The organism is Pseudomonas paraversuta (genome assembly GCF_904063065.1).
Classification (GTDB): Bacteria; Pseudomonadota; Gammaproteobacteria; order Pseudomonadales; family Pseudomonadaceae; genus Aquipseudomonas; species Aquipseudomonas paraversuta.
This window is the reverse complement of record NZ_CAJFCL010000010.1, coordinates 102,647-125,532: the sequence shown is the minus strand read 5'-3', so window position 1 is coordinate 125,532 and position 22,886 is coordinate 102,647. Positions and strand designations below refer to the sequence as shown.

Below are 22,886 nucleotides of genomic sequence, written 5' to 3'. Positions count from 1 at the left end.
GGCTCCTTGGCTGGGAATCGTCCAGCACAGGGAGCGTAGTCAATGCAGGGTAATCGGCCACGCTAACCGGCTTTGTATTGCCCGGGATCAAGTCCGGGGCCCGGGCGTTGCCAGGCTGATGAAGTAATAGTGGTGACGTCCGACGCTGACCTTGTCCACTATGTTCAAGGCTAACCCGGGTATAACCGGTTGTTCGACGATGGCGACGTTATCGGGCGAGGCGCGGAGAAAGGCCTGCAGTTCGGCTGTGGAGTCCAGCGTCTGCTGCAGTCGCTGGCTGTAGAACACCAGGGCGCCCAGGCGCTCGTCCGGTTGCATCAACGCGATGTGTTTGCCGGCGGCTTGCAGGTTGAGTGCATGGGCCGCTACCGGTTGGAATGACTCCTCCTTGTCGGCCCGTGGCGCCCACAGCGCCGCCAGCAGGTAGCTGGCCACGATGCAGGCTAAAACCACTCCCCCCAGGGCACGATGATGCTCGCTCAGGAATCTGGCCAGGGTCGAGGTCCGGCTTTTCTTGTACAGCCACTCCAGCACCACCCGGGCATATTCGGCGGCAATGACAGCAGCGGCCGGGGTCAGTGACATGAGGTACACCGCACGTTTGCTTGAGGCCAGGTTCAGCAGCAGAAACTGCGCCAGTAGCCAGACACAGAAGAACAGCAGATACGGGTTGCTTCGCAGTTGCCGGCGAAAGTGCCAGAGCCCCAGATAGGTCAGCAGGTTCCACGGCAGGAAGGCTTCGGGCAGCTTCCTCAGGTAGTAGTAAAACGGTTCGTAATGCCCGGCATCAACAAAGGAGCCGCTGAAACGTCCGACGCTGTTGGTCCACAGTACTTCGCCCACAGCCTGAAGCCCGCCGCGCTGATACAGCACCCACAACCAGATCATCAGCGGAATCAGTCCCAGCAGGGTCAACAGTGCCGGTCGTAGCCAGTGTCGCAGGACAAAGCGCTTCTCTATCAGGCTTTCGCACAGCAGAAATGTAAAGATCACCACCCCTGGCAGCGCCAGCCCCAATACTCCTTTGCTCAGGGTTGCAATGGCGATCCCGGCAGCAAACAGCAGCCAGCTGCCCCGTGCAAAGCCCGGCTGGCGGCTGGCGTGAAAAAACGCCAGCAGCGCCATGCTCACGCCCAATGTCAGCAGGGCATCTTCCCCCACTTGACGGGTATTGCCCCAAAAACTGCCCATGGTCGCCAGCATGGCGGCAGCCGTCCAGGCCAGTGCCGTGGGGCGTCCAAGTTTGCGCAGCATGGCGTATAGCAACATGACGCAAAATAATCCGGCGAAGGCTGATGCCAGGCGCACGGCGAACAGTTCACCCCCGAACAGGCGAATGGCGCCCGTATCCAGCCACAGGCTTAGCGGCGGTTTTTCGAGGAAGGGCTGGTTGAGCAGGGACGGCGTCACCCAATCGTTGCTCAGGTGCATCTGCATGGCGATGCCCGCTACCCGGGACTCGGTCGAGCCTTGCAGTTGGTGGTTGCCCAGGGCAAAAAAGAACAGCAGACAACCGAGCAGCAATAACAGCAGAGCAGGGCGGGTCAGGCGCATTTGGCTACCAGGGCAGAGTCGGAAGTAATGGTGCGCTGGAGTATAGGAGGGCAATTCTTAACAAAATGTGAAACCTGAGACCTCCGGGCTGCAAAGGGTGTGCGGGCTGCGGGAGGTACTCATCCGGGCGCCGGCCTGCCAGCTCCGGCAGGCACACCGGTCAATCACTGGGGCATCTGCCGGCCCCATCCGCTAGACTCCCGCGCTCAACGTGTGTCTCCTCCCTCTGCAGCAAAGGATGTTCATGATCTGGTTTCTTGAAGGGCAATCCAGCCAGCGCGATGTGATTGCCGGCGCGCGCGCGGCGCTGCCCGATGCAGTTCGGATTTTCGCCTCGCACCGTCAAAATCGCCCTGAAATAACCGGACTGGCGGATGTCGCCTGGCGCGAGCCGCTGGACAATCAAGAGCGTATTGCCTGGGTCATTGAGCAGGCCCTGAGCCATCAGATCAAGCTGGTGCTGGCCGGGCGTGTGGGGCAGGTCTATGAAGCCCATCGTGGCCAATTCGAGGCCGCAGGCTTGCAACTGGTCACGGGCGCCCTGGACCTGGACACCTTTGAGCGGGTCGACGACAAGTCGGTATTCACCCGTCAGGCGCTGGCCGCAGGGCTTGCCTGCATTCCGGCGGTGACCGTGCACAACCAGGCCGAGCTGCAAGAGGCCTACGCGCGGCTGTCCCGTGAAGGGCAGGTGTGTGTGAAACCGACCCGCGGCATTTATGGTCAGGGCTTCTGGCGCCTGGGGGATGATGTCGATCCGTTTCGCAGCTTTGCCAATGCCGATGCCCATGAGGTGAATGCCGAGGTGTTTGCCCGGGCCTACGGCCAGTCCATTGAGCCCAAACCGTTGCTGGTCATGCCGTACATGCCCGGTAGCGAGGTGTCGGTGGACATGGTGTGCGAAGCGGGCAACGCGGTGGCATATGTCGGGCGGCGCAAACAGGGGCTGATGCAGTCATTCGAATGCGACGGTGCCGCCGTCGAACTGGCACTCAGAGCCGCGCGGCATTTTTGCTGCGACGGCATCGTCAACGTGCAAACCCGCGATGATGCCGAAGGCAATCCGCATCTGCTGGAGATCAATCTGCGTTACTCCGGTGGTATCGGCTATACCCGGGAAGCGGGGGTTAACCTGCCCGGTATTTTCGCCGCCCGTCGCCTGGGAATGCCCGCGCCGGCCAGTGTCTGGCGCGAGAATGTTCAGGTAAAGGCGATCACTGTCGTGGTTCCGGTTTGCGGCGAAGCGCTTTTGGATCGGCAGAATTGATTTTGGCCATCTTTGGTAACCATTTTTAACTTGTCCTAAAACCCGGGCTCCCAGATCGTCCCTCACTTTTTAAGTCTTTCCAGGTAGTAAAACATTGATGAACAGCGGTAACCCCATGACCGGATCCAAGGCTTTGCACGCAAACCTTAAGCGCGGTCGACTGGATGTTGAGGTCAATGCATCGACCTTTGATCCCCAGGCACTTTTCAGTTTTGCCGAGCGCCGCAATCCCAAGCGCGCTTTTTTGTTTGTTTCCCGTGTGCTCGGCCGGCATATCCCGGCTCGTCCGTCGCTGATGGCCGCAAGCTTTAACGCGCTGGCGGCGAAAATCCCTGCCGACCTGCCTGGCCCGGTGCTGGTGATCGGCATGGCAGAAACCGCCGTGGGCCTGGGTGCAGGTGTGCATCGCGCCCTGAGCCGGACCCGTGATGACAGCCTGTACCTGTGCAGCAGTCGCCACCCCACCGGCGGCGAACTGTTCACCCGTTTTGAAGAAGAACACAGCCACGCCAGCTCGCATTTGCTGCACCTGCCGCAAGATGCCAGGACCCGGGAGATGATGCTGACTGCCCGTTCGCTGGTTCTGGTGGACGACGAAGCCTCTACCGGCAATACCTTCATCAACCTGAGCAAGGCGCTTGCCGAAGCCGGGCTGGATTCCATTCAACGGATAGTCACGGCAACCCTGACCGACTGGTCCGGGGACGCGGTGCGCAAGGCCATGGGCGATCACGTCAGCAGCGTGTCGTTGCTCGACGGTCGCTACACCTTCACCGAAGACCCCGCCGCAGAACTGCCCGACATGCCTGAAGTCGGCAGTGTGGCCCGGGGCGACTGGCCCCTGGACCCGAATCGCGACTGGGCCCGTATGGGGGTGCGTGAACACCTCGATACCCTGGCGCCCGGCTTGCAGGTTTTGCCAGGGGAGCGGGTGTTGGTCATTGGTACCAGCGAGTATGTATGGCGCCCGTTCCTGCTGGCCGAGCGCCTGGAGCGAGCCGGTGCCGATGTGCACTTCAGCTCCACCAGCCGTTCGCCGATTGCGCTGGGGCATGCCATCGATCATGCGCTGTCGTTCTGCGACAACTACGGTCTGGGTATTCCCAACTTCTTGTACAACGTTGCTCCCGGCCAGTTCGACCGGGTGCTGATCTGTACTGAAACCCCGGCAGCGGCGGTGGATCCGGCGCTGGTCAGCGCATTGAATGCACAGGTGATCGTTGATGAGCGTTAATCGTCCACTGGTGTTCGTTGATCTGGACGACACCCTGTTTCAGACCGCCCGCAAAATGGGGGATGAGCCACGCTTCCCGGCGACCCTGGATGTGGACGGTCAGCCCAACGGCTTTATGAGCGCGACGCAGAAAAGCTTCGTCGAATGGCTGCTGGCCACTGCCGATGTGGTCCCGGTGACCGCCCGCAGCATCGAGGCCTATCAACGGGTGCAACTGCCTTTCGTGCATGGCGCGGTGTGCGCCCATGGCGGGGTGATCCTCAATCCTGACGGTTCGCTGGACCCGGTCTGGCATGCGCACATGGGTACTGAGCTGGCGCTGGAGCAAACCCGCCTGCATCAGTTGAGTGAGCAAACCCTGGCCATTGGCGCCGAGCTGGGTTTCTCCCTGCGTGGCTGGGTGGTTGAAGAGCAAGGCCTGGCCAATTACGTGGTCACCAAGCACAACAACGAAACTGACGATGCACTGCTCACCGTGCTGGCCGTGGTCAAGGCGCGCGGTTTGCTGGACGGGTTGTACGTGCACGGCAACGGCAACAACCTGGCGTTCCTGCCGGTGGCCCTGCAAAAGCGCGCCGCAGTGCGCGAATGGGTACGTCGCGATCAGGCGATCAACGGTAAACGACCGTTGCTGGGCTTTGGCGACAGTGTCTCGGACATGGGCTTCATGACCGAGTGCGATTGGTGGGGGACGCCCAAGCGTGGTCAGCTGGCCAGTCATGTGCTGGCGAGCGTCAGCCATGAGTAATGCTTTCGAAGGCCTGCAAACCGTCGGCAGTGGCAGTTATGCCACCGATGATGTGCACTTTTTGCTGCGCACCATGCAGATTGAAGTCACCGATGTGCAGGAAAAAGAGCGCCTGATCCAGACCCGTCAGCGTCACTACTCGGAGATGATCAGCCAGGAACATCCGCCGTCCGACACCCATAAAAGCCTGTACCGCCTGGCGCTGGCGCAGAACGGCGCGCGCATGGCCGCAGATGTACAGGCGCTGGCCAGGGCCCTGGACCAGCGTTACAACGGCCCGACCATTGCGCTGGTGTCGTTCGTGCGTGCCGGGTTGCCGCTGGGTGTGTTGTTGCGTCGTGCGCTGGTCGAATCGGGGCGTGACGCCCGGCATTACGGGATCAGCATTATTCGTGATCGTGGAATCGACAACGTCGCACTCGAAGCTATCATCAAGACCCACGGCGCCGAGAACATCGTGTTTGTGGATGGCTGGACCGGCAAAGGTGCAATCAGCGGGCAGATCCGCGACAGCCTGGCCGGCGATTCGCGTTTCCCGGCCGACCCGCGCCTGGTGGTGCTGGCCGACCCCTGCGGAAGGGCCTGGCTGGCGGCTTCGGCAGAAGACTGGCTGATTCCTTCGGGCATCCTGGGGGCGACAGTGTCGGGCCTTGTTTCCCGTTCGATCTGGCCGCAAGACCCCGGTTTGCATGGTTGCGTGGTGTATGAGCATCTGGCCGGGCACGACGTGACACAAGACTTTATCCGCAGTATCGAAGCCGAGCGCGCGCAATTGGCGCCCCAGGCAGCCGCCCAACCCTGGACTGCGGAGCAGGCGCAAATATTGCAACGCTCAGCCGTGGCTGCGGTCGAACGTATCTCGACACGGTTTGCAGTGAGCAACCCGAACCGCGTCAAACCGGGCATCGCCGAGGCCACGCGCGCAGTCATGCGCCGGGTGCCGGACCACGTGCTGGTGCGCAACCGCGACGATCAGGATGTTCAATTGCTGCTGCACCTTACCCGGCAGGCGAATATCGAGGTCGAAGAAGTCGGTGAAGAGTTGGGGCCGTATCGCGCCGTGACTGTAATCAGGAGTGTTCGCTGATGATCAAGCATTCCGCCTTTGCCTTGGGCGCCACTCTTTATATGCCGGCCACCCGTCCCGACATTATGGACGTGGTCATGGGCGAGAAAATCCAGGGCCTGCGTTCGCTGGTGGTGTGCCTTGAAGACGCAGTGGCCGAGACGGACGTGCAGCAGGGGCTCAGCAACCTGAAAAATCTGTTGCTGGGCATCGAGGCGCGCGGCGGTCGACCGTCCGGCGGGCCGATCCTGTTTGTTCGGCCCCGGGATGCGGCAATGGCAGCGGTGCTTAATGAGTGGTCGTTGATGCGTCACGTCGACGGTTTTGTGGTGCCCAAACTGCGTCTTGGCAATATCCGCGAGTGGCAGCAGGCGGTGACCCGCAACGAATTGATGCTGATGCCGACCCTGGAAACTCCCGAGGTGTATGACCCGGGGGCCATGGTTGAATTGCGCAGTGCGATGCTCGAGCAACTGCCGGGGCGGATTATCGCCTTGCGCATCGGCGGCAACGATTTGATGGGTTGCCTGGGCTTGCGTCGCAGCCCGGCGATGACCCTGTACAGCACGCCCATGAGCTATGTTATTCCGATGCTGTGCGGCGTGATGGGCTCTGCCGGTTTCGCCCTTACGGCCCCGGTGTTTGAACAGCTCAATAGCCCGCAGTTGCTGGAGCAGGAACTGGCGCTGGACATGGCCCACGGGCTGGTGGGTAAAACCGCTATCCATCCGTCGCAAATTGCAGTTATCCACAGGGCGTTGCAAGTCAGCCTTGAAGATCTCAACAGCGCACGCCACATACTGAGTGAGGCGGCGCCTGCGGTGTTCAAGTTCAACGACGCCATGTGCGAGCCTGCGACCCATTACAAATGGGCGCAAACAATTATTGAGCGAGCGCACTGGCAGGGGGTTCGCCCTGAAACCGGCGGCTCGTCGGACACTTTTGGAGGCAGCCTGCGATTGGCTGAATTAGTGGGTTGAACGACGTTTTGAATACACCAGTTAAAGGCAAGCAGGTTCTGTCAGCGTTTGATTTCGATGGCACGCTGACCTATCACGATACCTTTGTGCCGTTTTTGCGCTTTGCTTTTGGCAACCGGCTGTTCGCCATGCGCTTGATGCGGATGATTCCATCAACAGTTTGTTACCTGCTGGGTCAGATATCGCGTAATGATTTGAAGGAAAAGCTGATCACGGTCTATCTGACAGGTGCCAAAGAAGCCTGGGTCAAGGAACGTGCAGAAGCATTTTGTGACGTTTCGTGGCAGCGCCTAATGCGCCCTTTGGGCTTAACATCTGTCGCCAACCAGCTGGAGCAGGGCGCCACGGTCACCATTTGCTCGGCGTCCCCCGAACTGGTGCTCACGCCTTTCGCCAAAAAGCTTGGTATCGGCCTGATCGGTACCCGGCTGGCATCAGTCGACGGCGTACTGACGGGAGAGATCGACGGTACCAACTGTCGCTGTGAACAAAAAGTCATCCGGTTAGAGGCCAAGTATGGGCCTCTGGACCGCTACACATTGCGCGCCTGGGGTGACACCCGGGGTGATGAACAAATGCTCGGAGCCGCCGAGGAGCCACATTGGCGCGAATTTCACGCGCTGTGGCGCCGCAAGCGGCCACTTGATGTGTGCTTGCGCGAAGAGTTGTAAGCAAGGCGTAAGCAAAGCACGTCAATAATCAGCACCAACCTATCGTGCTTCAGTGTAGACAAGGAGACGCTTCATGGCCATTTCGCTATCCAAGAACCAAACCATTTCTCTCGAGAAAGAAGCCGGAACCGGTCTTAAGAAAATTCGCATGGGCCTGGGATGGGACCCGGTCAAGCCGAGCGGTTTTTTTGCCAAATTGCTCAACAGTGATACCGCCATCGATCTGGACGCTTCATGCATCCTGCTCGACAGTGCCGGCCAACCCCAGGATCTGGTGTGGTTCCGCCAGCTCAAATCCACTGACGGTTCCATCGTTCACTCCGGCGACAACCGTACGGGTGAAGGCGATGGAGACGATGAGTCGATACAGGTCAATCTTGAGCAACTGCCCGCCAGCGTGAAACACCTGGTGTTTACCGTTAACTCGTTCACCGGGCAAAACTTTGAAGCGGTAGAGAATGCCTACTGCCGTATCGTCGATGAACTGAGCGGTAAGGAACTGGCGCGCTTCAACCTGTCCGACAAGGGCCGCCACACCGGTGTAGTAATGGCCTACCTGAGCCGTACTGCGGCGGGTTGGGACCTGACCGCAGTGGGTACCGTTGCCAATGGCCGTACGGCACAGGACCTGAGCAGCGAGGCCGCCAAGGCGGTGCGCCCATGAGTACTCTGACTCCCGGCGCCAACACTGCGGTGACCACCGGCACCCTCAGTGTCACCATCAGCTACAGCCCTGTGCCGGGGGCTGATCTGGACGTGTCGGCCTTCCTGCTCAATGAGTCGGGCAAGGTTCGCGGTGACAACGACATGTGTTTCTTCGGCCAGCAAAGCGTCAACAATGGCGCGGTAAAGCTGGCGGAATCTGCGCCCGGTCGCAGCGTGTTCAGCCTCAATCTGGACGCCATAGACGCGGCTATCGATAAAGTCGCACTGACCGCGACCATTTATGAGAACAAGGCCAGATTCGACGCGTTCCCGCAGCTCAATGTGTCTGTGAGCGGCGGTATTGAAGCGCCGATTCCGACCGTGGGCATGCAGGAAACCGCATTGATCCTCGGCGAGTTTTACCGCCGCCAGGGCGCGTGGAAGTTCCGTTGCGTGGCCCAGGGTTTTGCCGGTGGTCTGGCGCCTTTGGCCCAGCACTTCGGGGTTGATATTGCGGCACCTGCACCTGCACCTGCACCGACCCCGGCAGCACCGCCAGCAGCGCCTGCGCCAGTTGTTGCTCCGGCGGCTGCACCAGCCCCGGCATCGAAGGTCAACCTGTCGAAAATCACCCTCGACAAGCAGCGTCCCTCCATCAGCCTGGACAAAAAGGACGGTGATTTTGGCGAGATCAAAATCAACCTCAACTGGAACCGCGCCACGCCGAGCGGCGGCGGTGGTTTCTTTGCCTCGCTGCGCGGCAAGTCGGGCGGTATCGACCTTGATGTCGGCTGCCTGTACGAAATGGAAAACGGCCGCAAGGGTGCCGTTCAGGCCCTGGGCAACGCGTTTGGCGATTTCCGTGACGAGCCGTTCATTCAATTGATGGGTGACGACCGCACCGGCTCCGTGAGCGACGGCGAGTGGCTGCGCATCAACGGCAAGGAGTGGCGCAAGATGCGTCGCGTACTGGTGTACGCATTCATCTACGAAGGCGCCCCGAACTGGCAGGCCACCGATGGCGTGATTACCTTGTATATTCCGGGCGAGCCCCCAATTGAAGTGCGTCTGAGTGAAGAGGGCGGCACCAAAGGCATGTGCGCCATTGCCTTGCTCGAAAACGTCGGTGGCAGCGTCAAGGTCAACCGCAGGGTCGAGTTCTTCAAAGGGCACTCGGACATGGACAAAGCATTTGGCTGGGGCATGCGCTGGGCTGCCGGCTCCAAATGAGCGTTATGTAATTGGCCGCCAGCCGAGGCTGGCGGCATTCACTCAATTTCTGACAAGGTGACCCCAATGCTTGAATGGCTGAAAACCAACGCAACCGCCGCCCGTGACAAGCTTTCGGCGGAAGTCAGCAAATTTAAAAACCGTGAGTTCATGGAAGCCGTGGTTTCCGGATGCGCACTGGTGGCGGCAGCTGATGGCAACATCAGCAGCGACGAAAAGCAGAAGATGGTCGGGTTCATCCAGAACTCAAACGAATTGAAGGCCTTTGACGTTAAAGACGTGATCAAGTCCTTCAACGAGGTCTGCGACAAGTTTGAATTCGATCAGCAGATCGGTCGCGCAGAAGCCCTGAAGTCGATCGGTCAGTTACGAAAAAAAGAAGATGCTGCCCGTCTGCTGGTGCGTGTTTGCTGCGCAATCGGTAGCGCCGACGGCAACTTCGATGAAAGTGAGCGGGCTGCTTGCCGCACTATCTGCAATGAGCTGGGGTTGAACCCTGGCGATTTTGATCTCTGAGGACATCATGGAAAACACGGCAATTGGCTTTCCGCCAACTACCATCGCTGTATTTGTGGCGCTAGCGGTCATTGCTCTGGCAGTCGACCTGTTTACCCACAAAAGCGATAAACCGGTCACGCTGACCAACGCCGCCGTCTGGTCGGTGTTCTGGGTGCTGATCTCGCTCGCGTTCGCGGGCTACCTGTACTACGCCCACGGTCCGAGCGTGGCCAGCCTGTTCGTTACCGGTTATGCGCTGGAAAAAGTGCTCAGCGTCGACAACCTGTTCGTGTTCATGGCCATCTTTGCCTGGTTCAAGGTGCCTGACGCGCTGCGTCACCGCGTTCTGTACTGGGGCATCATCGGTGCCATCGTCTTCCGCCTGATCTTTGTGGCAATCGGTACCGGCCTGCTGGCGTTCGGTCCCTGGGTCGAAGTGCTGTTCGCGGTGGTTGTGGCCTGGACCGCAATCATGATGCTGCGCAGCAAGGAAGAGGATGAGGAGGAGGATTACTCCAAGCACATGGCCTACCGCTTTGCGCAAAAACTGTTCCCGGTCTGGCCGAAGCTGCACGGACATAATTTCTTTGTTTCGCGCAAAGAGCTTGAAAAAGAGATCACGAAGCCGCAGAACAAGGGAATGACCCTGGCTGCCAAAGGCACCTTGTTCGCGACACCGCTGTTTCTGTGTGTGGTAGTGGTCGAGGTTTCGGACATTTTGTTCGCCTTCGACTCCGTACCTGCAGTGATCGCAGTGAGCCGTGAACCGTTGATCGTGTACTCGGCCATGATGTTCGCCATTCTTGGCCTGCGGACCATGTACTTTGTCCTCGAAGCGCTGAAGCGCTACCTGGTTCACCTGGAGAAATCGGTTATCGCGCTGTTGTTCTTTATCGCCGGCAAGCTGGCCTTGAACGCAACCGATCACCTGTTTGGCCATGGTTATGAAATTGATCCAAACACCAGCCTGATCGTGGTGTTGGTGGTACTGGCCATCGGTGTTGTGGCCAGCATCATGTTTCCCGGTAAAGAAGAGCAGTCCGACGTTAAAAACGATACGAACGCTTGATCGCACATTACTAAGGAGAATTACACATGGCACTTTCCCTTTCCAAAGGCGGCAACCTGTCCCTGTCCAAAGAAGCTCCGGGGATGACTAAAGTCCTCGTGGGCCTGGGCTGGGACGCTCGTTCCACCGATGGTCAAGACTTCGACCTGGATGCGAGCGCTTTCTTGCTCAAGGCTGACGGCAAAGTACGCGCTGACTCCGATTTCATTTTTTACAACCAGCTCAAAAGCACCGACGGCTCGGTTGAGCACACCGGCGATAACCGTACCGGTGAAGGCGACGGCGACGACGAGGCGATCAAGATCGACCTGTCCAAAGTCCCTGCCGAGATCGACAAGATCGCGATCACTGTGACCATCCACGAAGCTGACGCCCGCAAGCAGAACTTCGGTCAGGTGCGCAATGCCTTCATCCGTCTGGTCAACCAGGACAACAACAACGAAGTTGTTCGCTATGACCTCGCGGAAGATGCCAGCACCGAAACCGCAATGATCTTTGCCGAGCTGTATCGCAATGGCGCCGAATGGAAATTCCGCGCTGTAGGCCAGGGCTTCAACGGTGGCCTCAAGCCATTGGCTGAAAGCTTCGGTCTGAAGTTTTAATCGACCCATCCATCTTTCTATATAAGGGTTCACGAACATGGCAGTAAGTCTGAGCAAGGGCGGCAACGTCTCCCTGACCAAAGAAGCACCTGGCCTGACAGAAGTAATTGTTGGCCTGGGTTGGGATCCACGTGTCACCGACGGCACCGAGTTCGACCTGGACGCCTCGGTATTTATTGTTGGCGAGAGCGGCAAAGTGCTGAACGACGGCAGCTTTGTGTTCTACAACAATAAAACCTCACCGGACGGCAACGTCGTGCACCAGGGCGACAACCGTTCGGGCGCTGGCGAAGGCGACGACGAGCAAATCAACGTCAACCTGGCTGGTCTGGCACAAGAAGCGAAGAAACTGGCTTTCGCCGTGACCATCCACGACGCTGATGGCCGCAAGCAGAACTTCGGCCAGGTGTCGAACGCTTACATCCGCGTACTGAACAAAGCGGATAACAAAGAGCTGGCACGTTTTGACCTGAGCGAAGACGCATCCACCGAGACCGCCATGGTCTTCGGCGAGCTGTATCGCAACGGCGAAGAGTGGAAGTTCAAGGCAATCGGCCAGGGCTTTGCAGGCGGTCTGGCACCGTTGGCATCGAACTTTGGGGTTAACCTGGGCTAAGCCCGGCGTTACACAAAAGGCCCTCCCCGGTAACGGGGAGGGCCTTTTTTATGCCTGCCTGATCCTGCAGGAGCGAGCTAGTTAACAAAGCTCGCTCCTGCCGGTTTTTACAAAATGATGTATCTGAATACAACCTGAACCTCTGTATCGTGTCGGCACTTGTAAGTTTTTCACCTTTTTCGGCGCCTTCAGGTTTTTTCAGTCACTACCGCGCCCTCTTATCGAAGTGGTTCAGCCCCGACATGGATACAGTACGTGCACGTCTCGCCAGTCTGATTGAGTTCGTCAAACAGACCGCGCTCATGCAAAAGCGCCCCGCGTTAACCGTCAGCCAGCACAACACATTCAGTGCCAGCGAAGAAAAACTGCGCTCACTACCGGGTGTCAGCCTGGATGTTCACGTGGGCGATGAAGATGAAATCTGGCTTCGGCTCGAGCGTTTGCACGAGACCCGGCCACCTGTGCCGCTCAGCCCGTTGCTGGGGCTGTGGATCGAGCTCAAGGGCACGCCGCAAATCGAGCCCGGGCTCAAGCAGCGGGTAGCACGCGAGGCGTTGCGCGCCAGTGGCGTCCTGACCGAACCGGCATCGCTCACCGCCACCCCCGGCAGTGAAGAGTCCGCCGAGGATGAGTGGGTCAATCTGGAAGACTGCCTGGATGCCGGTGAAATCAAGGCTCAGCTCAAGTCCTACAGCCAGACTGCCTGGCGACTGTGGGCGCAAGAGGAAAAGCAGCGGCGCAAAAGTATCGAGCTCTACGCCGAGCTGTTTTTGCTGGTGCAGCAGATGCAGGGCAACCTGGGAGACGCACAGCTGGAACTGGTGTGGGGTATGGGCGTTTCGACGTGGGAGCATCCCGAGATCGGCGTCATCCACTACCCGCTGATCAGTCAACTGGTCGAGATCGATATCAACCCGGACAGCATGGCCCTCGAAGTGCGCCCGCGGGTCGCCGAGCCGCGTCTGGAAGTGGACGCCTATGTGGCCGCGGATATCGCCGGTGTCGGTGCCCTGGACAAGCTGGCCAAGGATTTCTTCAAGAAGGATCAGGCGGGAATCAGCCCGTTCAATTCTTCCAGCTACGACCCGGTGATACGTTCGGCATCGTCATTGCTCGATGCCCAGGGGCAGTTCCTGCCGGTGACGATTGCCGACGGGGACCGCTCTGTGCCCAAGGCTGCCGAGCACTTGTGCGTCACTGATACCTGGACCCTGTTTGCCCGCGCCCGCGACAGCAATATGTTTATTGAGGACCTGGGCCGCTTTGACGCCGGGATCGAGGACCTGGAGCATTTGCCGCCGGCATTGCAGGCGATTTTGACCGAGCCTTCAAACGTGCTTGAAGATGTGGTTCTGCCGCCGTTTCGCGGCTTGTCCTATGTCAGCGGCACCCAGGGTGCGGACGCTGGCGCGTCAAAAGTGCACGAGCTGTACTTCCCCAAGCCTTACAACGACGAGCAAGTGCAAATCATCCAGTTGCTGGAGGTGCACGACGGGGTTGTGGTGCAAGGGCCGCCCGGCACCGGCAAGACCCACACCATCGCCAACGTCATCAGTCATTACCTGGCCAATGGCAAGCGGGTACTGGTGACGTCCATGAAGGATCCGGCGCTGGCCGTGTTGCAGGAGAAACTCCCCGAAGACATTCGTCCGCTGGCGATCAGCTTGCTGAGCAGCGAAGCGGACGGCATGAAGCAGTTCGAGTTCGCGATCCAGAAGATTTCGGCTGAGGTGCAACGAATTGACCGCGCGCTGTACAAACGCGAAATTGGCCAGATTGATGATGAAATCAACACGCTCCACGGTCAGATATCCGCCGTTGATCGTGAGATCACCCAGTGGGCCGAGCGTAATCTTTCAGAGCTGGAAATCGACGGTGAACGGCTGAGCCCCACCCACGCCGCGTTACAGGTGGCCGCTGCCCAGGACCAAATAAACAGCTTTGCTGACCGGCTCGGCATTGGCGCAGAACATCGTGCGCTGTTCACCCTGCAAGACATCATCGCCGTGCGCGAGGCGCGGCTTGAGCTCAAGGACGGGCTGTCTTATCTGGGGCACAAGGTGCCGCAACTGGCCGATTTCCCGGATGCGCAGACATTGATTCAGGTCCATCAGGATCTGGCGCAGGAAAGCCAGCTGCAACACAAGGAAAGCATCGGCGAAGTGCCGCGACTGCTGGACAGCAGTGGGCCGACCCTGGAGCAGGCGCAGGCCTTGCTCGAACACATCGGCCACTTGCAGGCCTTGCGCACCACTATCACGGCTGCGCAACAGGGCTGGGTGCCAACCATGCAGGCCTGGTTGATGCGCAACGGCAACAATGATGTGCTGGCGCTTTTCGACAGCCTGAAGGTCGAAATCGAGGACACCCTCGCGGGGCGCAAAGCATTTGTGGCACGGCCGGTGAGCCTGCCGTTCGAGCTGCACACGCAGCCTGAGGTACTGGCCGCCATCGATAACCTGGCCCAGGGGCGCCGTCCGTTCGGGTTGTCCGGTCTGATCGGCAAGGGCAGCCAAAAGCAGTTGCTGGACACCATTGTGGTGCTCGGCAGCAAGCCGCAAAGCGATCAGGACTGGGCCCATGTGCAAGGGTTCGTGCACTTTCAGCAGCACAGTCGCACCTTGCTGCTGCGCTGGAATGCGCTGGCCGCCGAAATGCCGCTTCCGCTGTTCGAGGCCGATGCCGAGCAACTGCCGGCGGCTGCCCGGGCGATTGAGCAGTTTGACGATATTGTGCGCGCCGAACGTTGGGAGACCCGTGCTCAGACCGAACTGCGCCAGCTGCTCCCGGAGTGGCCACAGGTGAACAACCTGCGCACTGACGAGGCGGTACTGGGCCAGGGTGAAAGCATTTTGCGTCATCACCTGATGCGCCAGCGGCTGGCAGCCACCTGGGTAATCAAGGAAACCTTTAACAAGGCACTGGCCGGTTGTGGCGGTGCCGTGAGCGAACGCTTGCAAGGGTTCCTGGACCTGAGCCTCGGCCAGCCGGACGTACAGGTGGCTGAGATACAGGTGCAGTGGTCGGAATTGATGGACCAGTTGCGCGGCGTCCTGGCGCTCACGGACGCCCTCGATACGGTGCAGCAGGTGACCACGGTTATTGCCCAAAGCGGTGGCCTGATCTGGGCGGCCCGGTTACGTGAAGAGCCGTGCACCGGGCCGGTGGATGCCTTGCTCCCGGACAACTGCCTGGAGATATGGCGCCTGAGCCGGCTGGCCAGTTACCTGGACAGCATCGACGGGCGCGAAGATCTCAAGCGGCTGTTTAAATTGCGCGCCGAGCTGGAGCTGAGCCTGTCGCGCCTGTATCAGGATGCGGTGGTCAAGCGGACCTGGCTGCGACTGTCAGAAAACGCTACCCCGAGTGTCCGGGCCGCGCTGGAGCTGTACCGCACGGCAATTCGCAAAATTGGCAAGGGCACCGGCGTCCGGGCCGGACGTTATCGACAGGATGCGCGACTGGCTGCCGATGTGGCCATTTCGGCGATTCCTTGCTGGATCATGCCGCACTACCGGATCTGCGAGAGCCTGCCAGCGCAGTATGGCGCGTTCGACCTGGTGATTATCGACGAAGCTTCGCAATCCGACCTGAGCGCGCTACCGGCCTTGTTGCGGGCCAGGAAAGTGCTGGTGGTGGGCGACGACAAGCAGGTTTCCCCCGACGGTATCGGCATGGAAGAGGAGCGGGTGCAGAACATGATGACGCGCTTTCTGGGCAATCAAGTCGGGCTCTACCGACCGTTGATGTCACCCGAGCGCTCATTGTACGACCTGTTCAAAGTGGTGTTTGCCAAGAGCGGCACCATGTTGCGCGAGCACTTTCGCTGCGTGGCGCCGATCATCGAGTACTCCAAGCGCGAGTTCTATAACCACGAACTCAAACCTCTGCGCCTGCCGCTGATGACCGAGCGTCTGGACCCGCCGCTCATTGATCTGCTGGTCATGGACGGGGTGAAAAAGGGCAAGTTGAACCTCGGTGAAGCCAATGTGATTGTCGAGGAGATCCGCCGTTTGATCGCACTGCCGCAGATCGCCGGGCGCAGCATCGGCGTGGTCTCGCTACTGGGGGCCGAGCAAGCGCAAACCATCATGCAAATCCTGACCCGGGAACTGGGCGAAGAAGTCATCACCCGGTTCCAGATCAGCTGTGGCGATGCACGCACTTTCCAGGGCAAGGAGCGCGACGTGATGTTCCTTTCGCTGGTCGCTTCCCCCGGCGACTGCTTTGCCAACAGCCGCGACTCGATTGCCCAGCGCTTCAACGTGGCGGCGTCCCGGGCGCGGGACCGCATGTACCTGGTGCGCAGTGTCGAGCTCACCGACCTCAGCGCAGTCGATACTTTGCGCCGTGGTCTGATTGAGCACTTCGAAACCCCCTTTACTCAGGATGCCGAACAGGTCAGCGATTTGCGCGAGTTGTGCGAGTCCGGTTTTGAACGTGACATGTACGATGAACTGACCCGGCGCGGCTACCGGGTGATTCCGCAGGTCGGCGTAGGCGCTTACCGCATAGACATGGTGGTCGAAGGCGACAACGACAGTCGCCTGGCAATCGAGTGTGACGGCGACCGCTTCCACGGCCCCGACCGCTGGGACAGCGACATGCGCCGCCAGCGCATTCTGGAACGTGCCGGGTGGCGTTTCTGGCGCTGTTTTGCATCGGCCTTCACCCTCAATCGGCAGCTGATTATTGACGACCTGCTAAGCACCTTGAAGGCCATGAATATCGAACCGTGCAGTGGTGAAGGCGCGGCCCCGAGCATTCATGTCGAGCGGCGTCAGGTGTATGGATTCAAGCGCGCCGGCGGGGAGGGTGCAGTGCGCCCTTACGACCATCGTCCGGCCAAAGACCCGTTCCTGTTCTGGGTGCCGGATGGCCCGGCAACCAGTGATCCCCAACCGGACTTGTCTGCCCCGCAGATGGCCTGAGCGAAGCGGTGCGCGCCCGGCGTCAGGCGGCCTGAACCAGCATGGCCGCTGCGGCGCCGAGCATGATGATCGCCGCCCCCCTGAACAGCCCCCGTTGGGCCCGGGGGCTGGCGAGCACATGGCGGATGCGCACCGCGCCCAGCACAAACAGGCCGCCGACCATAAATAAAACAGCAATGGTCAGCGGCACCAGCATGACGCCCCAGACTTGCAGGGACACCGACTCCAGGTTGATCACCAGCGGCAGTAGCGCCAGATAGAAGGCAATGGTTTTCGGGTTGCCCAGGGTGATGGTCAGGCCTGAGAGCCAGGCACTGAAAAGCTCTTGTCTGTTCAGCGGCTTGCCCACGTTGACGGGCTGGGGTTGCGCCCTCCAGAACTGCCAGGCCAGATAAGCCAGATACAGCGCAGCACATATTCGTACCAGTACAAACAAGGTATCGAAGTGTTGGGCGACCAGGCTCAGGCCAAATACTGCGAACGATAAATAAATCAAATCCCCCAGAATCAAGCCAAGCAGCAAACTGAAGCCGGGCAAGGCACCGCCGCTCACGCTGCGGGCCACCAGTGCCGCCATGCCGGGCCCGGGGATAGCCGCGGCAACAGCGAGGGCGGCGGTGTACGTGAGTACCTGAGAAAATTCCAGCATGATTCGAAGGCATCCTTGGGAGAGAGTTTGTGCAAATAAGCATATCTCCCGGACCCAGGATAAATTGGTCTATTCAAGTTGTAGGCTGCTGAATTTTGGGTCAGATTTACCCTGAACAAACCATGGGAAGGTATTTATGACCGAGCAGGCTTTAAGCGCAATCGACGCCAGAATTCTCGCGGCCTTGCAGCAGGATGGGCGCACGACCAACCAGACCCTGGCCGATGGCATCGGCATGTCGGCCTCGCCTTGCTGGCGCCGGGTGCGTCAGCTTGAAGAGCACAAAGTGATTCAGGGTTATCGCGCGGTACTGGACCGCCGCAAGATCGGGCTGGGGGTGCTGGTGTTTGTGCGGGTCACCATTGATCGTCACAGCGAAGTCGAAGCCCGCAAGTTCGAGCAGGAAGTCATGGCCCTCGAAGACGTGGTGGCTTGCTACAGCATTGGTGGCGACGCGGACTTTCTGTTGCAAGTGGTCTCGCGGGACCTGGACACCTTTGCCGACTTTGCCATGTCGGTGATCCGGCGCCTGACAGGGATCAAAGAGATGCAGAGCATGTTTGTACTCAAGGAAATCAAGCCGTTCGTGGCCTGGCCGGTCAAAGGCCCAAAAGCCTGACCGCAATGCCGGCGAGCCAATCGCTGGCAAGCCAGCTCCCACAAAAAGCTTTCAGCCCCACAAGCCCCCTGTGGGAGAAGGCATGCCCGCACAGCCAATCGCTGGCAAGCCAGCTCCTACAAAAAGCTTTCAGCTCCACAAGCCCTCTGTGGGATAAGGCATGCCCACACAGCCAATCGCTGGCAAGCCAGCTCCCACAAGAAGCTTTCAGCCCCACAAGCCCCCTGTGGGAGAAGGCATGCCCGCACAGCCAATCGCTGGCAAGCCAGCTCCCACAAAAAGCTTTCAGCTTCACAAGTCTCCCTGTGGGAGAAGGCATGGCCACACAGCCAATCCCTGGCAAGCCAGCTCCCACAAGAATCTTTCAGCTTCACAAGTCCCCCTGTGGGAGAAGGCATGCCCACACAGCCAATCGCTGGCAAGCCAGCTCCCACAAGAAGCTCTCAGCCTCACAAGCCCCCTGTGGGAGAAGGCATGCCCACACAGCCAATCGCTGGCAAGCCAGCTCCCACAAGAAGCTTTCAGTTTCACAAGTCCCTGTGGGAGAAGGTATGCCCACACAGCCAATCGCTGGCAAGCCAGCTCCTACAAAAAGCTTTCAGCTCCACAAGCCCTCTGTGGGATAAGGCATGCCCACACAGCCAATCGCTGGCAAGCCAGCTCCTACAAGAAGCTTTCAGCTTCACAAGCCCCCTGTGGGAGAAGGCATGCCCACACAGCCAATCCCTGGCAAGCCAGCTCCCACAAGAAGCTCTCAGCTTCACAAGCCCCTCTGTGGGAGCTGGCTTGCCAGCGATGCAGGCGACGCGGTTTTACTCTTGGCTCCGTACAGGCAATCCCGGGCAAGCCAGACCCGCCCATGACCCTTTTGGGTGTTTCTTTACTGGTGGGCATTAGGCTAAGGTGCGCCAATAATAATTATTACTGGCAGTGTCCCGTTGGCTTGGACCCGGGCACAAGGAAGGGCAGCCGTATGCAGATTCAATCCCATGACACGGCGGATGTGGATCAGCAATTAGTCATCGCGGGCTGGCATGAGCATTACCAGCAAATGTCCGCGGGCTGTTTCCACGGTGCAGTGGTGCACATGCAGCTCAATGGCATTGAAGCCTATGAAGAACGCATGAACACGCGCATCGAGCAGCATTTTCAAGCGCCGGCAGACTCACTGGTCTTCAGTTTCGATACGCGTAACGGCTCCCTGTATCTGCTCAATGAAGACACGCAAAACACCTGGATCACCCCCGAGAACTATCAGGAAGTCGGAGTCGTGATCGGCCCCCGCTATTTAAGCCGGCTCGATAACCTGAGCAACATGGACGGCCTGTTCCTGACGCAGCTGGTGTCTCAGCAAAGCCAGGTTTTTGGCCGCTGGCTGAGCCGTACATTGCAGCAGCTGGCCACCCAGCACTCGCCCCTGATCGAGGAAAGCCTGGCGCAGCAACTGGTCGACGATTGCCTGTATATCCTCGACTGCCCCAGCCAGGCGCCGGACCGCACCAGCCAGAAACACCTTGCCCATGATCGGCGGCTGATACAGCGAGTATTTGATCTGGTCATGGCCAGCCCCCAGGAACACCTGGATGTATTGCACCTGGCCAAGGGGGTCGGCGTTTCCGTTCGCCAGTTGCAGCACAGCTTCACTTCTTTCGCCGGGGTTTCGCCGAGCCAGTGGCAGCGCTTGCGGCGGTTGAATTTTGCCCGCCGGGATTTGCTGCGCTGCACCCCCGGCGATACCCGGGTGGCGGAAATCGCCATGCGCTGGTCATTCTGGCACCTGGGGCGTTTCTCCCAGACCTACCGCAGCCTGTTTGGCGAACTGCCCAGCCAGACCTTGCTGCGCCCTCGCTGACGCCGCCTGAGTTCCTCTGACGCCCCAAAATGGGGCGTTAATAAAAGCGCAAATCGGATAGAAGCCCTCCTGCCCACGATTGCACTATCGCCTTGCAGCATGGAACCGGGTCGTCATGTGGCGCCCAGTCAAATTCCTGTAAGAGGCGTTATGAAAGGCAATCTGGATCGACTCAGCCATTGGCTAAAAGAAAACAAAATCACCGAAGTTGAGTGCCTCATCTCTGATTTAAGCGGCATCGCACGGGGCAAAATATCGCCGACCAACAAGTTCCTCAACGAGCAGGGCATGCGCCTGCCGGAGAGCGTTCTGTTGCAGACCGTTACCGGGGATTACGTCGAAGACGATATTTACTACGAGTTGCTGGATGCCGCAGATATCGACATGCATTGCCGTCCGGATCAGGACGCCGTGTTTATCGTGCCCTGGGCCTCCGAGCCCACCGCCCAGGTGATTCACGACACCTATGACAAGCAGGGCAACGCCATCGAGCTGTCGCCGCGCAACCTGCTGAAAAAAGTCCTGAGCCTCTATACCGCCCGTGGCTGGAAGCCGATCGTGGCGCCGGAAATGGAGTTCTACCTGACCCAGCGCAGCCCTGACCCGGACTATCCGTTGAAACCCCCGGTCGGCCGTTCGGGCCGCCAGGAGACCGGGCGCCAGTCATATTCAATCGAGGCTACCAACGAATTCGATCCGCTGTTTGAAGACATGTATGACTGGAGCGAAGCCCAGGGGCTGGATCTGGACACCCTGATTCACGAGGAAGGCACTGCTCAGATGGAAATCAACTTCCGTCACGGTGGCGCGCTGTCCCTGGCCGACCAGATCATTATTTTCAAAAGAACCATGCGTGAAGCGGCGCTCAAACATGACGTCAGCGCCACCTTCATGGCCAAGCCGATGACCGGTGAACCGGGCAGCGCCATGCATGTCCACCAGAGCGTGGTCGATCTGGAGACCGGAGTTTCGGTGTTCTCCAATCCCGATGGCAGCATGAGCGAGCTGTTCATGCATCACATTGGCGGCCTGCAAAAATACATCCCTGAAACCCTGCCGCTGTTCGCCCCCAACGTGAACTCGTTCCGCCGCTTCCTGCCCGATACCTCGGCCCCGGTGAACGTGGAATGGGGCGAAGAAAACCGTACCGTCGGCCTGCGCGTGCCGGACTCCGATCCGCAGAACCGCCGCGTGGAAAACCGCCTGGCCGGTGCCGATGCCAACCCCTATCTGGCCCTGGCCGCCAGTCTGCTCTGCGGTTATGCAGGTATGGTCGAGGGTATCGAACCGAGCGCGCCGGTGGTCGGCCGCGGCTATGAACGGCGCAACCTGCGCCTGCCGCTGACCCTGGAAGCTGCGCTGGAATGCATGGAGCAGTCGGACATGGCGAAAAAATATCTGGGTGAGCGTTTCACCAAGGGCTTTGTCGCGGTCAAGCGCGTCGAGCACGAGAACTACAAACAGGTCATCAGTTCCTGGGAACGCGAGTTCCTGCTGTTCAGCGTGTAGGCCGTACCTGCGGCCAAAGCATTGCAAAATGTACTCAGAGAAAGGACATGTGGATGAAACGTATCGCCCTGAAACTGACGCTCGCGGCACTTTGCGGCCTTGCTGGCCAGGCGTCGGCGCAAGACGTGGTCAATATCTATAACTGGACGGACTACATTGCCGAAGACACGTTGGTGAACTTTGAGCATCAGACCGGGATCAAGCCGGTTTATGACGTGTTTGACTCCAACGAAACCCTGGAAGGCAAGTTGCTGGCCGGGCGCACCGGCTACGACGTGGTCGTGCCGAGCAACCACTTCCTGGGGCGTCAGATCAAGGCCGGGGTGTTCCAGAAACTCGACAAGTCCCAGATTCCCAACTGGAAGAATCTTGACCCGGTGTTGCTGGCGCGCCTGGAAGCCAACGACCCGGGCAATGAGTACGCGGTGCCTTATCTGTGGGGCACCAATGGCATTGGCTACAACGTCGACAAGGTCAAGCAGGTGCTTGGCATCGACAAAATAGACTCCTGGAGCGTGCTGTTCGAGCCTGAAAACCTGAAGAAACTCAAAAGCTGCGGTGTTGCCTTTATGGACTCCGCCGACGAAGTGATGCCGTCGATGCTCAACTATCTGGGGCTCGACGCCCGCAGCCTGAAGCCTGAGGACTACAAGGTCGCCGAGAAAAAACTGCAGCCACTGCGGCCTTACATCAGCTACTTCCATTCCTCCAAATACGTGACCGACCTGGCCAACGGCGACATTTGTATCGCCTTCGGTTATTCCGGAGACGTGTACCAGGCCATCCATCGTGCGCAAGAGGCGGGCAACGGGGTGAACATTGCCTACGTGGTGCCCAAAGAGGGGGGCAACCTGTGGTTCGACATGCTGACCATCCCGGCCGATGCCAAGAACCCCAAGCAGGCCCACGCGTTTATCAATTACCTGCTGCAACCCGAGGTGATTGCCAAAATCAGCGAGTACGTGGGGTATGCCAATGCCAACACCCAGGCCACGGCCCTGATGAGTGATGAAATTACCCACAACCCGTCGATCTACCCGCCCGAGTCGGTGCAGGCCAAGCTCTATGTGTCATCGGAGCTGCCACCTGACCTTATGCGCTGGATGACGCGCTCGTGGAACAAGTTCAAGTCCGGTCGTTAATCCT

General features: G+C 59.4%; 19 protein-coding genes. 17 read left to right on the top strand and 2 right to left on the bottom strand.

Features of this window, described 5'->3' with window-relative positions; genetic code table 11:
• Nucleotides 1-87 precede the first annotated feature (87 nt).
• Nucleotides 88-1,554: an ArnT family glycosyltransferase gene (locus JQ845_RS20030; RefSeq protein ID WP_203009387.1), complete on the bottom strand. Its 1,467-nt coding sequence runs from the start codon at nt 1,552-1,554 to the stop codon at nt 88-90.
• A gap of 244 nt (nt 1,555-1,798) precedes the next feature.
• Here JQ845_RS20030 and JQ845_RS20025 point away from each other — a divergent pair, with 244 nt between their 5' ends.
• The 13 genes from JQ845_RS20025 to JQ845_RS19965 all read left to right on the top strand — a co-directional run bounded on the left by JQ845_RS20025 (nt 1,799) and on the right by JQ845_RS19965 (nt 17,111).
• The gene (locus JQ845_RS20025) at nt 1,799-2,821 is read left to right on the top strand and encodes an ATP-grasp domain-containing protein (protein ID WP_127196845.1); all 1,023 of its coding nucleotides are present in this window, start codon (nt 1,799-1,801) and stop codon (nt 2,819-2,821) included.
• Nucleotides 2,822-2,918: 97 nt separating this feature from the next.
• Nucleotides 2,919-4,055, top strand: a complete 1,137-nt coding sequence (locus JQ845_RS20020; protein ID WP_010657268.1) for a phosphoribosyltransferase domain-containing protein — start codon at nt 2,919-2,921, stop codon at nt 4,053-4,055.
• On the top strand, nt 4,045-4,803 hold the full coding sequence (locus JQ845_RS20015) for an HAD family hydrolase (RefSeq protein WP_003439414.1): 759 nt from the start codon (nt 4,045-4,047) through the stop codon (nt 4,801-4,803). Before JQ845_RS20020 ends, JQ845_RS20015 begins: the two co-directional genes overlap by 11 nt.
• The gene (locus tag JQ845_RS20010) at nt 4,796-5,890 is read left to right on the top strand and encodes a cysteine protease StiP domain-containing protein (RefSeq protein WP_127196844.1); all 1,095 of its coding nucleotides are present in this window, start codon (nt 4,796-4,798) and stop codon (nt 5,888-5,890) included. Before JQ845_RS20015 ends, JQ845_RS20010 begins: the two co-directional genes overlap by 8 nt.
• Complete coding sequence (locus tag JQ845_RS20005) at nt 5,890-6,849, top strand: HpcH/HpaI aldolase/citrate lyase family protein (RefSeq protein WP_003439417.1); 960 nt, start codon at nt 5,890-5,892, stop codon at nt 6,847-6,849. Before JQ845_RS20010 ends, JQ845_RS20005 begins: the two co-directional genes overlap by 1 nt.
• The gene (locus JQ845_RS20000; protein WP_003439418.1) at nt 6,846-7,520 is read left to right on the top strand and encodes an HAD-IB family hydrolase; all 675 of its coding nucleotides are present in this window, start codon (nt 6,846-6,848) and stop codon (nt 7,518-7,520) included. Before JQ845_RS20005 ends, JQ845_RS20000 begins: the two co-directional genes overlap by 4 nt.
• A gap of 73 nt (nt 7,521-7,593) precedes the next feature.
• Entirely contained in the window at nt 7,594-8,184 is a 591-nt protein-coding gene (locus JQ845_RS19995) for a TerD family protein (RefSeq protein ID WP_003439420.1), read from the top strand.
• Nucleotides 8,181-9,395: a TerD family protein gene (locus JQ845_RS19990; protein WP_010657265.1), complete on the top strand. Its 1,215-nt coding sequence runs from the start codon at nt 8,181-8,183 to the stop codon at nt 9,393-9,395. Before JQ845_RS19995 ends, JQ845_RS19990 begins: the two co-directional genes overlap by 4 nt.
• Nucleotides 9,396-9,461: 66 nt before the next feature.
• Nucleotides 9,462-9,911, top strand: coding sequence for a tellurite resistance TerB family protein (locus tag JQ845_RS19985; RefSeq protein WP_003439424.1), 450 nt, complete (start codon nt 9,462-9,464; stop codon nt 9,909-9,911).
• A 7-nt stretch (nt 9,912-9,918) separates the two neighbouring features.
• Nucleotides 9,919-10,962 (top strand): TerC/Alx family metal homeostasis membrane protein, encoded by a 1,044-nt coding sequence (locus JQ845_RS19980; RefSeq protein WP_003439426.1) that lies wholly within the window; start codon nt 9,919-9,921, stop codon nt 10,960-10,962.
• Between the two features lie 26 nt (nt 10,963-10,988).
• Nucleotides 10,989-11,564 carry a TerD family protein gene (locus JQ845_RS19975; protein WP_003439428.1) on the top strand — a complete coding sequence of 192 codons (576 nt, stop codon included), beginning with the start codon at nt 10,989-10,991 and terminating at the stop codon, nt 11,562-11,564.
• Between the two features lie 37 nt (nt 11,565-11,601).
• Entirely contained in the window at nt 11,602-12,180 is a 579-nt protein-coding gene (locus JQ845_RS19970) for a TerD family protein (RefSeq protein ID WP_003439429.1), read from the top strand.
• A 242-nt stretch (nt 12,181-12,422) separates the two neighbouring features.
• A complete protein-coding gene (locus JQ845_RS19965; RefSeq protein ID WP_203009386.1) occupies nt 12,423-17,111 on the top strand; it encodes an AAA domain-containing protein in 4,689 nt (1,562 codons plus the stop codon).
• Nucleotides 17,112-17,133: 22 nt separating this feature from the next.
• Here JQ845_RS19965 and JQ845_RS19960 read toward each other — a convergent pair whose 3' ends face one another.
• Entirely contained in the window at nt 17,134-17,760 is a 627-nt protein-coding gene (locus JQ845_RS19960) for a LysE family translocator (protein ID WP_010657262.1), read from the bottom strand.
• A 136-nt stretch (nt 17,761-17,896) separates the two neighbouring features.
• On the opposite strand from JQ845_RS19960, the gene JQ845_RS19955 reads away from it, so the two are divergent.
• From JQ845_RS19955 to JQ845_RS19940, 4 genes are all read left to right on the top strand, one after another.
• Nucleotides 17,897-18,379 (top strand): Lrp/AsnC family transcriptional regulator, encoded by a 483-nt coding sequence (locus tag JQ845_RS19955; RefSeq protein ID WP_010657261.1) that lies wholly within the window; start codon nt 17,897-17,899, stop codon nt 18,377-18,379.
• Nucleotides 18,380-19,352: 973 nt separating this feature from the next.
• Complete coding sequence (locus tag JQ845_RS19950) at nt 19,353-20,231, top strand: helix-turn-helix domain-containing protein (RefSeq protein ID WP_010656939.1); 879 nt, start codon at nt 19,353-19,355, stop codon at nt 20,229-20,231.
• A 150-nt stretch (nt 20,232-20,381) separates the two neighbouring features.
• Entirely contained in the window at nt 20,382-21,740 is a 1,359-nt protein-coding gene (locus JQ845_RS19945) for a glutamine synthetase family protein (protein ID WP_010656940.1), read from the top strand.
• Between the two features lie 53 nt (nt 21,741-21,793).
• A complete protein-coding gene (locus tag JQ845_RS19940) occupies nt 21,794-22,882 on the top strand; it encodes a polyamine ABC transporter substrate-binding protein (RefSeq protein WP_003439441.1) in 1,089 nt (362 codons plus the stop codon).
• Nucleotides 22,883-22,886: the final 4 nt, after the last annotated feature.

Excerpts from the sequence above, each read along its gene's own strand:
- JQ845_RS20030 (WP_203009387.1), bottom strand. The coding sequence starts at position 1,554 with ATGCGCCTGACCCGCCCTGCTCTGCTGTTATTGCTGCTCGGTTGTCTG.
- JQ845_RS20025 (WP_127196845.1), top strand. The coding sequence starts at position 1,799 with ATGATCTGGTTTCTTGAAGGGCAATCCAGCCAGCGCGATGTGATTGCC.
- JQ845_RS20020 (WP_010657268.1), top strand. The coding sequence starts at position 2,919 with ATGAACAGCGGTAACCCCATGACCGGATCCAAGGCTTTGCACGCAAAC.
- JQ845_RS20015 (WP_003439414.1), top strand. The coding sequence starts at position 4,045 with ATGAGCGTTAATCGTCCACTGGTGTTCGTTGATCTGGACGACACCCTG.
- JQ845_RS20010 (WP_127196844.1), top strand. The coding sequence starts at position 4,796 with ATGAGTAATGCTTTCGAAGGCCTGCAAACCGTCGGCAGTGGCAGTTAT.
- JQ845_RS20005 (WP_003439417.1), top strand. The coding sequence starts at position 5,890 with ATGATCAAGCATTCCGCCTTTGCCTTGGGCGCCACTCTTTATATGCCG.
- JQ845_RS19995 (WP_003439420.1), top strand. The coding sequence starts at position 7,594 with ATGGCCATTTCGCTATCCAAGAACCAAACCATTTCTCTCGAGAAAGAA.
- JQ845_RS19990 (WP_010657265.1), top strand. The coding sequence starts at position 8,181 with ATGAGTACTCTGACTCCCGGCGCCAACACTGCGGTGACCACCGGCACC.
- JQ845_RS19985 (WP_003439424.1), top strand. The coding sequence starts at position 9,462 with ATGCTTGAATGGCTGAAAACCAACGCAACCGCCGCCCGTGACAAGCTT.
- JQ845_RS19980 (WP_003439426.1), top strand. The coding sequence starts at position 9,919 with ATGGAAAACACGGCAATTGGCTTTCCGCCAACTACCATCGCTGTATTT.
- JQ845_RS19975 (WP_003439428.1), top strand. The coding sequence starts at position 10,989 with ATGGCACTTTCCCTTTCCAAAGGCGGCAACCTGTCCCTGTCCAAAGAA.
- JQ845_RS19970 (WP_003439429.1), top strand. The coding sequence starts at position 11,602 with ATGGCAGTAAGTCTGAGCAAGGGCGGCAACGTCTCCCTGACCAAAGAA.
- JQ845_RS19965 (WP_203009386.1), top strand. The coding sequence starts at position 12,423 with ATGGATACAGTACGTGCACGTCTCGCCAGTCTGATTGAGTTCGTCAAA.
- JQ845_RS19960 (WP_010657262.1), bottom strand. The coding sequence starts at position 17,760 with ATGCTGGAATTTTCTCAGGTACTCACGTACACCGCCGCCCTCGCTGTT.
- JQ845_RS19955 (WP_010657261.1), top strand. The coding sequence starts at position 17,897 with ATGACCGAGCAGGCTTTAAGCGCAATCGACGCCAGAATTCTCGCGGCC.
- JQ845_RS19950 (WP_010656939.1), top strand. The coding sequence starts at position 19,353 with ATGCAGATTCAATCCCATGACACGGCGGATGTGGATCAGCAATTAGTC.
- JQ845_RS19945 (WP_010656940.1), top strand. The coding sequence starts at position 20,382 with ATGAAAGGCAATCTGGATCGACTCAGCCATTGGCTAAAAGAAAACAAA.
- JQ845_RS19940 (WP_003439441.1), top strand. The coding sequence starts at position 21,794 with ATGAAACGTATCGCCCTGAAACTGACGCTCGCGGCACTTTGCGGCCTT.